General features: G+C 60.6%; 13 protein-coding genes. 11 read left to right on the forward strand and 2 right to left on the reverse strand.

Features of this window, described 5'->3' with window-relative positions:
• Positions 1-119 precede the first annotated feature (119 nt).
• The 3 genes from ACVOLS_RS10685 (at position 120) to ACVOLS_RS10695 (ending at position 2588) form a co-directional block, all read left to right on the forward strand.
• Positions 120-1043, forward strand: a complete 924-nt coding sequence (locus tag ACVOLS_RS10685) for a hypothetical protein (RefSeq protein WP_481545595.1) — start codon at positions 120-122, stop codon at positions 1041-1043.
• 9 nt (positions 1044-1052) lie between these two features.
• Positions 1053-1346, forward strand: a complete 294-nt coding sequence (locus ACVOLS_RS10690) for a DCL family protein (protein ID WP_481545596.1) — start codon at positions 1053-1055, stop codon at positions 1344-1346.
• A 159-nt stretch (positions 1347-1505) separates the two neighbouring features.
• Positions 1506-2588 carry a DUF3800 domain-containing protein gene (locus ACVOLS_RS10695; protein WP_481545597.1) on the forward strand — a complete coding sequence of 361 codons (1083 nt, stop codon included), beginning with the start codon at positions 1506-1508 and terminating at the stop codon, positions 2586-2588.
• A gap of 172 nt (positions 2589-2760) precedes the next feature.
• Here the strand turns inward: ACVOLS_RS10695 and ACVOLS_RS10700 are convergent, their stop codons facing one another.
• The gene (locus ACVOLS_RS10700; RefSeq protein ID WP_481545598.1) at positions 2761-3735 is read right to left on the reverse strand and encodes a GlxA family transcriptional regulator; all 975 of its coding nucleotides are present in this window, start codon (positions 3733-3735) and stop codon (positions 2761-2763) included.
• A 104-nt stretch (positions 3736-3839) separates the two neighbouring features.
• On the opposite strand from ACVOLS_RS10700, the gene ACVOLS_RS10705 reads away from it, so the two are divergent.
• From ACVOLS_RS10705 to ACVOLS_RS10740, 8 genes are all read left to right on the forward strand, one after another.
• Entirely contained in the window at positions 3840-4388 is a 549-nt protein-coding gene (locus ACVOLS_RS10705) for a cysteine hydrolase family protein (protein ID WP_481545599.1), read from the forward strand.
• A 104-nt stretch (positions 4389-4492) separates the two neighbouring features.
• The gene (locus ACVOLS_RS10710; RefSeq protein ID WP_481545600.1) at positions 4493-4885 is read left to right on the forward strand and encodes a hypothetical protein; all 393 of its coding nucleotides are present in this window, start codon (positions 4493-4495) and stop codon (positions 4883-4885) included.
• A gap of 469 nt (positions 4886-5354) precedes the next feature.
• Positions 5355-6266, forward strand: a complete 912-nt coding sequence (locus ACVOLS_RS10715; RefSeq protein WP_481545601.1) for an STM4015 family protein — start codon at positions 5355-5357, stop codon at positions 6264-6266.
• Between the two features lie 22 nt (positions 6267-6288).
• Positions 6289-7398, forward strand: coding sequence for an STM4014 family protein (locus ACVOLS_RS10720; protein WP_481545650.1), 1110 nt, complete (start codon positions 6289-6291; stop codon positions 7396-7398).
• Entirely contained in the window at positions 7391-8206 is an 816-nt protein-coding gene (locus ACVOLS_RS10725; protein ID WP_481545602.1) for an STM4013/SEN3800 family hydrolase, read from the forward strand. The genes ACVOLS_RS10720 and ACVOLS_RS10725 overlap by 8 nt, the downstream gene beginning before the upstream one ends.
• A complete protein-coding gene (locus ACVOLS_RS10730) occupies positions 8203-9564 on the forward strand; it encodes an STM4012 family radical SAM protein (protein WP_481545603.1) in 1362 nt (453 codons plus the stop codon). Before ACVOLS_RS10725 ends, ACVOLS_RS10730 begins: the two co-directional genes overlap by 4 nt.
• A 7-nt stretch (positions 9565-9571) precedes the next feature.
• On the forward strand, positions 9572-10417 hold the full coding sequence (locus ACVOLS_RS10735) for an STM4011 family radical SAM protein (protein WP_481545604.1): 846 nt from the start codon (positions 9572-9574) through the stop codon (positions 10415-10417).
• A 201-nt stretch (positions 10418-10618) separates the two neighbouring features.
• Positions 10619-11713: a hypothetical protein gene (locus tag ACVOLS_RS10740; protein WP_481545605.1), complete on the forward strand. Its 1095-nt coding sequence runs from the start codon at positions 10619-10621 to the stop codon at positions 11711-11713.
• A 131-nt stretch (positions 11714-11844) separates the two neighbouring features.
• Here the strand turns inward: ACVOLS_RS10740 and ACVOLS_RS10745 are convergent, their stop codons facing one another.
• Entirely contained in the window at positions 11845-12822 is a 978-nt protein-coding gene (locus tag ACVOLS_RS10745; protein WP_481545606.1) for a zinc-binding dehydrogenase, read from the reverse strand.
• Between the last annotated feature and the right edge of the window lie 68 nt (positions 12823-12890).

A 12890-nucleotide genomic window follows, 5' to 3' on the forward strand; every position in this document is an offset into this window, starting at 1 on the left:
GAATTTGTAGGCTTGCCGGGTCTTGCTGGTGATCTTGCCTGCAGACATGACTGTCTCCCAATGCTACCCCCAACAGAGGCTAGCTCTGTCTAGGAAATCCTGGGAACTCCAGTGACGGCATGGCGACTTACCTCTCCAATCGTGGATTATCGGATCCCTCCAGTATTGAGGACAAGGATAAGTTCGAGCAGGTTGGAGCCTATTTACTCACTACTTTTATGCGGCTCGGCTCCATATCAGCGGCTAGCCTCGCGAAACGCCATGACGCCGCATCGCTTGCGAAACTCGACCAAGTTCTTGGGGGGCTAGCAAAGCAGATCGAAATCAGCGTCGACTTGGCCGCTCGGCATCCTGGCGTAAATGCGATAGGCCTTCAGCACCTTCTCGAAGCTTTTCGCGCCTATCCTGGCGATGTAGAAAACCTGCTCCCTGCTGAAGTCGCGAGCAACGACAGCTATGACCGATTCATAACGATTATGGGGCGAGTCAACGAGCACTTGTTTTTTGCTTTCACTCCCGAGACTCGTATCAAACTATATGCGTTAATCGTCGTCAAATGGCTAAAGGGCTATTCGCTGGCCAGGATCATTCGTGACAGTATTGATTGGCACCAAGAGGTCGGCAGGTCTTTCAAATTGCCTGAGCTCATCCGCAACACGATGGAGTTAGTAGAGCAAATCGCCCGATTTAGAGCGCCAAAATACCTCTCCGCCTATATGGATGTGCTGCATTTGCACCTTCGCGAGATTGGCCGTGAAGATCTAATCGATGGCGATTTGGATATCGGAATGCAACTCGAATTTGGCGTTTCGTCGACAACGCTACTTTCGTTGATGGAGCTTGGCCTCTCACGCATGAGCGCTGTTGCTTTATACGAGAAAATTGCCCGCGACGATCTAAGCAAGGAGGGATGCATGGCTTGGGCATACGAGCGCGCAAACCAATTCCATGCAATGGGTATTCCAGCAATTATCATTCGCGAGGTGCGCGAGCGTCTTACACTACCCGATGAAGCAGCCAAGCAACATCAACCTAGGACTTAGAGGTTTCCTATGCCAGCAAAGCCCATTACTCTCGGACCTTTATACTTCGACAGGAGGGGAGACGCCATTGAATTTCTCAAAGCAATGCTCGCTCGCTATGATTTAGGCGACCGGGTCACCACCGACGACGCAGTTTTCTTGCGGGCGGCGCTAGAGAATCATCCGGATTCCGTCAAAAAAATTGGTTGTGGCATTATTGACTTTAGCGTTCGAAGCGCCGATTACGGCACTAAATGTTTTTGGGTTAACCGCTCTGATGGAACGACAGAGAAGTTTTCCATTACTGCATCTATCCGTGGCTAGCTCTATGGGCCGGACCCTCCCGCGTTTGCATGCTGCGCCTTTTTGCTTCTGGTTATGACCGCTTTTGGACGCAAGGCATCATAATCATACGCACCGAGGCGCCATTTTCAGCCCCTACAACGCCCAGGAAGAATTAATTTCGAATTGGAGAACATGAGAGTGGAGCTTTACTTTGACGAATCCGGATACACTGGAGCAAATCTCCTCGATTCAGCGCAGCCGATCTTTGCTCTTGCTTGCACAGATATTACAACGAGTACTGCCGAGTACTTGGTGAGTAAAGTCTTGAGTCAGAATCAGCTCGAAGCAAAGTACGCAAAGCTGAGAAAAAGCCACCGAGGGCAGCAGTCGGTTCTGGCGATCTTGAGGTCTGGCATTGTTTCGCCTGCGAATTTCTGGACATGTGCTGCAGATAAGCGCTTTTCGCTAAGTGCCCAGTTGGTTGACAAGTTAATTGAGCCTGCGATGCACGAGCGTGGATTGGATGCATACGAAGGGGAGTTCGTGCAGAGTTTAGCCAGACTTATTCATTTTGCTGGTGAACATGCCTTTCCGAGCGGGGTCTGGGGAAAATTGCTTGAGGCTTGGGGCCAGGCGATGCGAGAGCGAAACGATGCCGCCTACGCTGCTTACGATATGTTGGTGGACGAAGCCGAAAGTTGTTATAGAGAAAAATTTCTTATTGGACCTTGGATTTTTAGCACTCGAGGAACCTTGGCAAATCGTCTGGCTAGCTATACTTCCGCCACCGCTTTTGACCCCGCCACTGACAGTTTCGTTTCGCTGGTAGCTAACTACATGAGTATTAAGGATGGCTGGTTTTCGGTCATCCATGACACATCAAAGCCTCTACAGGAAACGATGGGATTGCTACGTCAGCTTATGGATCCGGATGCCAGTCCTGTCCAGATTGGCCATCCAGGTCGTCGAATGGAGCTGCCATTGCGAGTCAAGAAGATAGCCTTTGCGAATTCTGCAAGTCAGCCCCAGCTCCAGCTAGCAGATATCGTAGCAGGTGCGACTGCGGATTTTCTTTCTGCAATGCTCGGATACAAGACTCGAGAGCCATATCACGACGAGTTAGAGAATTCAGGTCTGGCGGAGCTGCTAGTAGGCGTCGTAGCTGCCGAGGCTATGGAAGCAACGACTCCCGTAGCGCCGCCTGATGAACAGAGCTATATCAGCCTCGCTGATGGGATGGCGGACTTTTTACTTCAGCAGGACGCACGGGCCATTAAGTGACAAGGCGACTCCGGTTGGCGGCAGGATGGCCTCCAACCTCCTTTTCGCGGCACGGCCCAACTATGGAATCCGACTATGTCCGCTTCTGGCCTATAGCGGCCGAAGGATCGAAAGGAAGCTACCGCCAAGAGCATCGAGAATAGAGCGATTTTTTCCGCCCACCACTACTCAATCACCTCCCACCAAACCGCCTCCGATACTCCCCCGGCGACAACCCAACAATCCGACTGAACACCTTCCGGAACGAGCCCGGGTCGCTGTAACCCACGTCCCAGGCAATCCGCTCCAACGGCACATTACTGGTCTGCAGCATCTCCCGTGCGCGGGCCACGCGTACGCGCTGGCAGTATTCGGTGGCGGTCATGCCGGTGGCTTTCTGGAAGCGGCGCAGGAAGGTGCGCTCTTCCAGCCCTGCGCGTTGTGCGAGTTCGGCGGATGCAACCTGCTTGGCATGGGTGTCGTGCAGCCATTGCTGCACGACACGCACTGCGGCGTCGCCGTGCGTCAGGCGTGGCGAGAAACTGCTGTAGTAGCGTTGTTGGCGTCCGGGTGGATCGATCAACAGCGTGCGTGCGACATCCAGCATCACGGCGGCGCCAAGGTAGCGGTCCACCAGCCGCAGGCCGAGGTCGGTCCAGGCCATGGCGCCGCCTGCGCTGAAGATGTCGCCGCCGTCGATGAGCATCTGGTCCACGTCAAGCGTCACGTCCGGAAACCGTGCGCCCAGCAGTTCGGCGTATTGCCAGTTGGTGGTGATGGTGCGGCCGGCCAGGCGTCCGGTTTCGGCCAGCAGGAATGCGCCGGCGCAGACCGATGCGAGGGTGGCGCCGTCGTCGTGCAGTGCGCGCAGCCAGCCCAGGTAGGGCGCGGCGGCTTCGGTGGAAATCGGCGGCTGCATGCTGGGCGGCAGGATTATCACCTGCGGTGTTCTGCTTGGCGACTGGCTTGAGCTGTAGACGGCTTGCGGCGCTTGGCCGGGCGCCTCAATGTGCCAATGCGTGACCTGCAGTTCGGGGGCGGCGGGTGCTGCGCGTTCGCTGGCGAGCCGGCCGGCCAGGGCGAACAGGTCGGTCAGGCCGAGCACCGCCGCCAGCTGGGCGCCGGGATACAGCAGGATTCCCACTTGGATGTGACCGTCGGTGCGCATCTGTCGGTACAGCCCTCAAGAATGTCGGTAGCGCCCCTTCGTGGTGGCTGGCCGGTCGCGGAGACTTCTCCCACACCATTCAACCACCCATCAGGGAGCCGTACATGAGCAAGCGCGCCATTATCGTCGTCGATCTTCAGAATGAATACCTCGCCACCGGCAAGCTGCCCTTGGTGGGCATTGATGCCGCCACCACCAATGCGGTGCGCGTGATTGCCGATGCGCGGGCCAAGGGCGTGCCGGTGCTGCATGTCCGCCATGAGTCTGCCAGCAGTGATGCGCCGATCTTCGTGCAGGGCTCGGACGGGGTGCAGATCATGGCCGCTGTCGCACCCATCGGCGATGAGCCGGTGATCGTCAAGAACCACGTCAATTCGTTCCGCGATACCGATCTGAAGCAGCAGCTTGAGGCGCGCGGAATCGAGGATGTGGTGGTGGTTGGTGCGATGAGCCATATGTGCGTGGATGCGGTGGTGCGTGCGTCCGCCGACATGGGCTATGCGGTCACCGTGCTGCATGACGCCTGCGCTACGCGCGACCTGGAGTTCAACGGGGTTGTGGCGGCGGCTGCGCAGGTGCATGCGGCGATGATGGCGTCGTTTGTGTTTGGGTATGGGCGGGTGCTTGCTACGGATGCTTATCTGGCGGAGTGATCGCGCGAGGGTGCGTTTGGCGATGGTCTTCAACTGCGCAAGTCTGGTACAACGCGGCACGGCGTTGCGGAGCAACGCTGGCCCGAACTACTGGACTTAACTCAATGCGATTCAAACCATCTCACCTGGCTGCCCTTCTTCTGCTGGGCGTTGCTGCGCCTGCTTTTGCCCAGACGACCATCTGCAAGATCGAGGGTGATTCGATTGGCCCGGAATTGATCTCCTGGGACACCAAGACGCAGCGGGCGCAGGTGAAGCTGCTGGGCGAGGACTTGCAGGGGAAGATGACCTGGAAGCGGAAGCATGATGATCTTGGTGACAAGGTCAATTTGAGCTTTACGCCTGCTGATCCGCTGTTTGGGGATGAGTATGAGTTTGTGGTGTTCCCTACCGAGAGTGGGCATCGGGTGATGGGGGTTGGGTACAAGTACTACAACGGGGTTAAGTATTTGAATATCAGCCAGGGAAACTATGTGGCTGTTTGTAGTTCGTTGTAGGTCTGGTTGCTTCGTTCTGAGGGAGCTGCGTTAGCTGGGAAGCTTGGGGGGCTTGAGGTGTTGGTTTGTTGCGAAGAGCACCCCTCCCCAGCCCTCCCCTGCGCGTTGCGCAAGGGAGGGGGCTACAGCTGGCTTCGCTTTGAGCTGCTGCGTTGCTGGTGGCTTTTGTAGGAGCTGCGTTAGCTGCGAAGCTTGGGATGCTTGATCTGCTGGATTGCTGCGAAGAGCACCCCTCCCCGGCCCTCCCCTGCGCGTTGCGCAAGGGAGGGGGCTGAGCTGGCTTCGCTTGTTTCTTTGCTCGTTCCTTACGCGTTTCTTCTGCTTGCTTGTTTGCGCTTGATTGCTGCGTTAGCACAGCATGGTTACGGAATGGCGAAGGCTGTACGCCTTCCATCGAACGTGATGCATTGCTGCCAGAATTCGCATCCTCTCGGTTATGCTACGGCACCCATTCCGGCAAGGACGTACCGTGACCATTGGCGAATACACGCAGGTTTATCGTGGCAAGAAAGTCGTTGACTTCAAGATGGGTGGCTCGGCCGTAGCCGGCGATGTCGCTTACCGCTTGATGCAGGAATACGACAGCGACGAGAGCCAGGAGGAACTGCTGGCCAACTTCTTCGAGCAGGTTGATCCGAAGTCGATTGAAGTGCTGATCATCGGTGCATGGGATGAGGCTTCCAGTGACGGCCCGCAGGGTCTGATCGATGGGCTGATTGCGCGGCGTGCCGAGCTGGGCAACCTGAAGGCGCTGTTCGTGGGCGACATGACCTACGAAGACTGCGAGATGTCGTGGATCAACCAGATCTCCTACAACCCGCTGCTGGAGGCCTTCCCGGGCCTGGAGTCGCTGCGCATCCGTGGTACCTCCGAACTTGAATTGCAGCCCTTCACGCATGCGTCGCTGCAGGAACTGGCGATCGAGAGCGGTGGCCTTCCCAACGAGATCGTCATTGCCATCGCCAACTCCACGCTGCCGGCCCTGCGCCATCTTGAGCTGTGGCTTGGCGATGACGGTTATGGCTTCGATGGCGATGTGGCGGTCTACCAGCGCCTGTTGCTGGCGATCGGGCCGGAGCGCCTGCAGTACCTGGGCCTGCGCAACGCCATGATCAGCGATGAGCTGGCGGTGTGGCTGGCCGGTGAGCCGTGGCTGGGCTCGCTGCAGACGCTGGACCTGTCGCTGGGCACCATCGGCGACGTCGGCGCGCAGGCGCTGTGCGAGAGCCCGAACCTCGGCAGCCTGCAGCGCATCGACCTGAGCCACCACTACATTTCCGCAGCCTGGCAGCAGAAGCTGCAGGCGCTGCCGTGCACGGTGGTGCTGGACGATCCGGAAGAAGAAGACGACGGCGACCGCTACGTGGCGGTGTCCGAGTAAGGCGAAGATGGCCAATTGGCTGTTGATCGGCCCGCGCGGCAGCCGCCGTATCGGGTGGCTGCAGCGTGCCCTGCACGATCAGGGCGCGCCTGCCGCGCATGTGTTCGATTACGAAACCCTGCTCGCCGAGCCCGCGCGGCTGCTTGAGGCACTCGCACAGGCGCCGGACGCGATCGTCAAACTGGAATCGCCCGGCGAAGCGCCTGCGCTGCATCAGGCCTTGGTGCTGCGTGGCTGGGAGTTGTCCGGCGCGGCCGGCGATGCGCCCTTGCCTGCCGCGCATGGCGAGCTGGTGCATCAGCAGTTCTGGTATGCCGGCTTTGCCGAAGTGCTGGCGTCGCTTCCGGCGGGGCCGCGCTACCTCAATGCACCGGCCGATCTGGCCTGCATGTCGGACAAGCTCCGCTGCCAGCGCCTGCTGGCCGATGCGCGCGTGGCGGTGCCACCCTTGTTCGGTGCGATCAGCGGTTACGAGGATCTATGCGCGCGACTGCGCGATGCGGCCTGCGAGCGCGTCTTCATCAAGGCCCGCTACGGTTCGTCCGGCGCGGGCGTGCTGGCTTACGCGCGCAACCGCGATGGGCGCGAGGTCGCCTATGGCTCGGCGGAGCTGGTGGAACAGGACGGCCGGTGGCGGGTGTTCAACTCGCTGCGGCAGCGTCGGTACGACCGCCACGGCGATATCGCGCGATTGGTGGACCTGCTGGCCGAGCAGGGCGCCTACATCGAGCGCTGGATTCCCAAGCCCACCGTGCCGGGCAGCGATGGCCGCCGCTATGACGTGCGCGTGATCGCGCTGGATGGCCAGCCACGGCAGCGGGTGGCGCGGATGAGCGCGGGCGCGCTGACCAACCTGCACCTGGGCAATGCGCGCACACAGCTGGAAGCGCTGCTGGATGCCGATGCCATCCGCCACCTGCAAGCAGCCACGGTGAGCGCCGCAGCTGCATTCCCCGCCAGCCGCATGATCGGCTTCGACCTGATCGTGCGCGGTACGCGCAGCTGGGTGCTGGAAGCCAATGGCTTCGGCGACCTGCTGCTGGACCTGCGCCATGACGGGCGCACCACCTACGAAGACCAGGCGCTGTTGGCGCCTGCGCGTTCTGCCATCAACGAGTACGCCCATGCTTGAGACCCGCTTGCCCGACATGCACCGCATCGTCGGTAGCCATGACGTGGTGATGATCACCCTGGACGCGCTGCGCTTCGATGCGGCCCAGCGCTGCTTCGAGCGCGGCGAGCTGCCGGTGCTTGCGCCGCACCTGCCGGCCGATGGCTGGGAGCTGCGGCATACGCCGGGCAGCTTCACCTATGCGGCGCACTCGGCGTTCTTTGCCGGCTTCCTGCCCACGCCTGCACGTCCGGGCCCGCATCCGCGCCTGTTCGCGCTGGAGTTTGAAGGCAGCGAGACCATCGTGCCGGAGACCTTCGTGTTCTCCGGCCGCGCCGACATCATCGGCGGCTTCCGTGACCAGGGCTACCGCAGCATCTGCATCGGCGGCGTCGGCTTCTTCAACCGTCGCAATGCGCTGGGCTCGCAGCTGCCGGGCCTGTTCGAGGAAAGCCACTGGCAGCCTGAGCTCGGCGTGACCGTGATCGACTCCACCGAACGCCAGGTGGCACTGGCCTGCGAGCGCCTGCAGGCAGCGGGCGACCAACGCTGCTTCCTCTTCATCAATGTCTCGGCCATCCACCAGCCGAACCGGCACTACCTGCCCGGCTGCGACGCGGATGGACTGGACAGCCACTGCGCCGCGCTGCGCTACGTTGATGGCGAGTTGGCGACATTGTTCGCGGCCTTGCGTGCGCGTGGGCCGGCCTTCGTGATCCTCTGTTCCGACCATGGCACTGCTTACGGCGAGGATGGCTTCCACGGCCACCGCCTCGCCCACGAGACGGTGATGAACGTCCCCTATGCGCATTTTGTGTTGAGCCCATGACCGCCCATCGTTTGTCAGAGCTGCTGCGGCTCGAGCCCTACCAGGCCTATTCCTACTCCTACCCGCACAAGTCCGCGTACCGGCCGATCACCCAGCCGCCGCTGCTTGCCGATGCCTGGGCGAGTGAACCGCGTGATGCGCTGTTCCTATACCTGCACGTGCCGTTCTGCAGCTACCGTTGCGGCTTCTGCAATCTGTTCGCAATGGCGCGGCCGGCGCCGGCACAGGTGGAAGCCTATCTGGCGCAGATGGAGAAGCAGTTGCGGGTGACTTCCGGAGCTCTGGGTGAACACCGCTTCGTGCGCTTCGCGCTGGGCGGCGGCACGCCTACCTACCTGGATGCGCCGCAACTGCAGCGGCTGTTCGACTTCGTGCAGCGCCACGCCAACATCGACCTGCATTCGATTCCTGCCGGCATCGAGGTGTCGCCGGAAACCGTGGACGCGGCGAAGATGAAGATCTGCCGCGACGCCGGCATCGACCGCGTCAGCATGGGCATCCAGAGCTTCAGCGATGCGGAAGTGCGCTCGCTGGTGCGCCCGCAGCAACGCGCGGTGGTCGAGGAAGCCATCGCGCAGATTCGTGCGGCGGGTATTCCAACGCTCAACCTGGACCTGATCTACGGCATTGCCGGGCAGACCGTGGCCAGCTTCCTGACCTCGATCGACAGCGCCCTCGCCTTCCAGCCGGAAGAGCTCTACCTCTATCCGCTGTACGTGCGCCCACATACCGGGCTGGACCGCATCGGTGCGAAGGAAGGCGGCAAGCGCTCCTTCGTCATTCATCCCGAGTCGGTGGACAACCGCCTGGCACTGTATGAAGCCGGCCGCGAGCGTCTGCTTGCCGCGGGCTATGAGCAGGTCTCGATGCGCATGTTCCGCGCGGCGAACGCACCGGACTCCGGCGGGCCGGCGTACTGCTGCCAGAGCGACGGCATGGTCGGCATCGGCTGTGGCGCCCGCTCGTATACCAGCGGCCTGCACTACTCCAGCGAATACGGTGTCAGCCGCCGCTCGGTGGCGGATATTCTTGCGCATTACCTGGAACGCGATGAGGCTTCCTTCGCGCGCATCGACTACGGCGTGCGGTTGGATGAGGACGAGCGCCGCCGCCGCTTCGTGATCCAGTCACTGCTGGCGCAGCCGGGCCTGGATCTTGCGCAGTACCGCGAGCGCTTCGGTACGGAGTGCTTCGACGATCTTCCGCAGCTGGACGAGTTGTTCGAGCAAGGATTGGCCACGCGCGAGGATGCACTGGTTGCGTTGAACGACACCGGGCTTGCCCGTGCCGACACCATTGGTCCGTGGCTGATCTCCACCGGCGTGGCCGAGCGCATGCGCGACTATCAATTGGATTGAGCCGCGCATGCATCTTTCCATCCTCTATCGCGGCCGGCTGAGCAGTTGCAACTACGACTGCCCGTACTGCCCCTTCGCCAAGACCTACGACACCCGCGCCGCCCTGCGCCGCGACGCCGAGGACCTTGCGCGCTTCGTCGACTGGGCGGAGCGGCAGACGATGGAGTTGTCGGTGCTGTTCACGCCGTGGGGCGAGGGACTGGTGCGCCGCCACTACCGCGATGCGATGGTGCAGCTGAGCCATATGCAGCACGTCCGCCGCGTGGTGATACAGACCAACCTGTGCATCGGCACGCGCTGGCTGGACGAGGTCAATCTCGACAGCTTCGCGCTGTGGTGCACCTACCACCCGGGGCAGGTAACCCGCGCCGCCTTCTTGGCCCGCTGCAATGAACTGGCCCGGCGTGGCGTGCGTTACACGGTTGGCATGGTGGCGATGCGTGAGCATCTGGAAGAAATCCAGCTGCTGCGAGGTGAGCTGCCGGACGAGGTGCCGATGTGGATCAACGCCTACGATGAGCGCCCTGCCGGCTATTACAGCGATGCCGAGATCCAGCAGCTGCAACGCGTGGACCCGCACTTCCTGTTCAACCTCGAACCCTCGGCAAGCCTCGGCGCACCCTGCTTCACCGGCGAGAACGTGGTGTCGGTGGATGGCGACGGCAACGTCAAACGCTGCCACTTCGTCGCCGAGCCGTTGGGCAATCTGTACGACGGCAGCTTTGCGGCCCAACTGAAACCGCGCGGCTGCCCGAACCAGCGCTGTGATTGCTACATCGGCTATGCGCACCGCAAGGATCTGCCGTTCCAGCGGGATTATCCGGCGGGGGTTCTTGAGCGGTTTCGGGGTTAGAGAACCCGCCCCCTGCCCTTACGGCGGGTTGATTGAAAGTCTCAACCCGAACACGTATAAGCTATCTGCGGCGCCCGCCTTGCTTGCACACGAGCAAAAACAGGTTTGACGTCATGCTGTTCACTCCTTCTTCTGGCCCAGCTGCCGGTGTTTTAAACGTGTGCGCTCTGACCGGTTCAGCTTGGACAACGAGGACGGATCATGAGCATCAAAGAAATGGCCTATCAGGCACACGCCTACCTGGAGGCGCGTGGCATTTCATCGATCAAGCGTAGCCACGTACACGAACTTCTCGCCGCCGCGACCGGATATAAGACACTTGCTGCATTCCAGCATGACGCCATCTGGTGCGACGCCCCTTTTCGTGCAACGGGAACTCGGCCCAGTGCGAACCTTCTGCGGGAACGATGCTTGGAACTTCACATCCCTGCTGACGACATCCCAAAAGTCACCAAAGCCCTGCCCGATTTCCTGCTTGAGTCTGGCTACGCATCACTGCGATTTGAAGAGCTAATAAGAACAATCGATGGTCAAGGCTCCCCAGACGAGGACGAATCAAGCCCCCTGGAATGGGTTTGGAACTACCTCTGCAGGGTCGCAAATGAGGAACAGCCGATTTTGCGCAGCGGTTTAGAGGCAGCTGCAATACGTGGTGTGACCGGCGCCCATCTAGCCATAGCCAAATTGCTCGAAGATGAGGCTGAGTTCTATGGTGATGAACAAGCGCGACTTCGACGTCAGGTAAAGCGCGAAGGCACGTGGACAGTGGCTTACGTCAGCTTCTCGGACATCGATGCCGCCCCGTTGCGCGTTGAAGAGAAGTACCGCTACCACTTGTTTGCCGCCGCCAGAGACGGGGATATCCGTGCACTCACACAAGCCGCTGAACGCTATGGAAATCCAGCAATACTCGAGCGGGATCCAGATGAGTCAATGGATCCAACCAGCATGGCTGAGTTCGCCGCAGAACATGGCGACATGGCGAAGCTGAAGTACTGGCTCACCATTTCAGCAGAAGAAGGCGATATTCACGCGATGCAGGAACTGATCAGCACCCATGAGCAAACGCCAGAACAAGCTTGGGTTTGGATGCATCTTTCGCGGCTACTGGGTCACGATCTGAGCAAGGACCGCTACTTTGCAATCAACGATGATGGATCACTGTGGGATGAAGATATTGGAGGGCCCGCTCATGTCGGCGGCGAAGGCGGTATCCATCTTCCGCCCTTGAATGAGAATGCAGATGTGATCGCATATCGGATTGCCACCGAGTTGCGCGACAGAATCCGCGAATAGCCACATTTCCGCTCCGCCCTGACAAGAGGCAATATCGCCACCAGCGGATATCGAAAGCGACAGCCGATAGCATCAGAACCGGAAAGGCCACGCAGCATGTCTGCGTGGCTTTTTTTTCCAAGCTGGCCCCTTCACGGACGTAACAGTACTTTCCCCTTACGCCCACGCAGCAAGCTTGCAGTAGCCGCTTCAGCAACATCACCCAGCCCGTAGATCGCCTGCACCGGCAGTTCCAGCTCACCACTCAGCACACGCTGCAGCAGTTCGCCTACCAGTCGACGCTTGTTCTCAACCGACATCTGCTGGCTGACTTTGCTGCCCCAGAAGCCCTTCACCGTGGCCTGTTTGAAGATCAGGTCGCCAGAGGGAATCTGCATCGCTTCGCCGGCCATGGTGCCGAACGAAACCAACGTGCCGTTGTCGCCGAGCAGTGACACCAGATCCGCGCTCGCTTGGCCGCCGATGGAGTCGACGGCTGCGTGTGCGAGGGTGTCGCCAAGCAGTGCCTGTGCGCGCGCCTTCCAATCCGGCTGGGTGGTGGACAGCACGTTGTTGATGCCGAGTGCCTTGAGTTCATCGACACCTGCATCGCGGCGCACCAGTCCGAGCACGTGCACGCCGCGTGCGGCAGCGAGCATCGCCAGGGTCTTGCCGACGGCGCCGTTGGCGGTGTTCTGCACGATCCATTGGCCGGGTTCGGCCTGCAGGAACTCAAGCAGCATCAACGCGCTCAACGGCATGGCGATCAGCTGTGCTGCGGCTTCATCGGCGATGCCGTCAGGCACTGGAATGACCATGCGTGCGGGTGCGATGAAGTATTCGGCCCAGGTGCCGTGTACCGATGCGGCCATGACGCGCTGGCCGATGGCGATTCCTTCGACGCCCTCGCCCAGTGCTTCAACGATGCCTACGGCTTCGCTGCCGCCGATGGCTGGCAGCGTGGGCTTGTAGCCGTACTTGCCGCGTACGGTCCACAGATCGTGGTTGTGGATGGGCGCAAGCAGGGTCTTGATCCGTACTTCGGCGGGGCCGGGCTGCGGGATGGGGCTATCGCCCAAGGCCAGCACGTCGGCGGGTTCACCGAAGGTGGTGTGGATGGCGCTACGCATGTGTGTCTCCTGTTGCTGGAGGAATAGCCGTAGTCAGAGCTCCGGCATGGATCTTTTGTAGGAGCGGC

Source organism: Stenotrophomonas sp. STEN038 (genome assembly GCF_056759895.1).

Excerpts from the sequence above, each read along its gene's own strand:
- ACVOLS_RS10710 (WP_481545600.1), top strand. The coding sequence starts at position 4,493 with ATGCGATTCAAACCATCTCACCTGGCTGCCCTTCTTCTGCTGGGCGTT.
- ACVOLS_RS10745 (WP_481545606.1), bottom strand. The coding sequence starts at position 12,822 with ATGCGTAGCGCCATCCACACCACCTTCGGTGAACCCGCCGACGTGCTG.
- ACVOLS_RS10740 (WP_481545605.1), top strand. The coding sequence starts at position 10,619 with ATGAGCATCAAAGAAATGGCCTATCAGGCACACGCCTACCTGGAGGCG.
- ACVOLS_RS10700 (WP_481545598.1), bottom strand. The coding sequence starts at position 3,735 with ATGCGCACCGACGGTCACATCCAAGTGGGAATCCTGCTGTATCCCGGC.
- ACVOLS_RS10735 (WP_481545604.1), top strand. The coding sequence starts at position 9,572 with ATGCATCTTTCCATCCTCTATCGCGGCCGGCTGAGCAGTTGCAACTAC.
- ACVOLS_RS10685 (WP_481545595.1), top strand. The coding sequence starts at position 120 with ATGGCGACTTACCTCTCCAATCGTGGATTATCGGATCCCTCCAGTATT.
- ACVOLS_RS10730 (WP_481545603.1), top strand. The coding sequence starts at position 8,203 with ATGACCGCCCATCGTTTGTCAGAGCTGCTGCGGCTCGAGCCCTACCAG.
- ACVOLS_RS10690 (WP_481545596.1), top strand. The coding sequence starts at position 1,053 with ATGCCAGCAAAGCCCATTACTCTCGGACCTTTATACTTCGACAGGAGG.
- ACVOLS_RS10725 (WP_481545602.1), top strand. The coding sequence starts at position 7,391 with ATGCTTGAGACCCGCTTGCCCGACATGCACCGCATCGTCGGTAGCCAT.
- ACVOLS_RS10705 (WP_481545599.1), top strand. The coding sequence starts at position 3,840 with ATGAGCAAGCGCGCCATTATCGTCGTCGATCTTCAGAATGAATACCTC.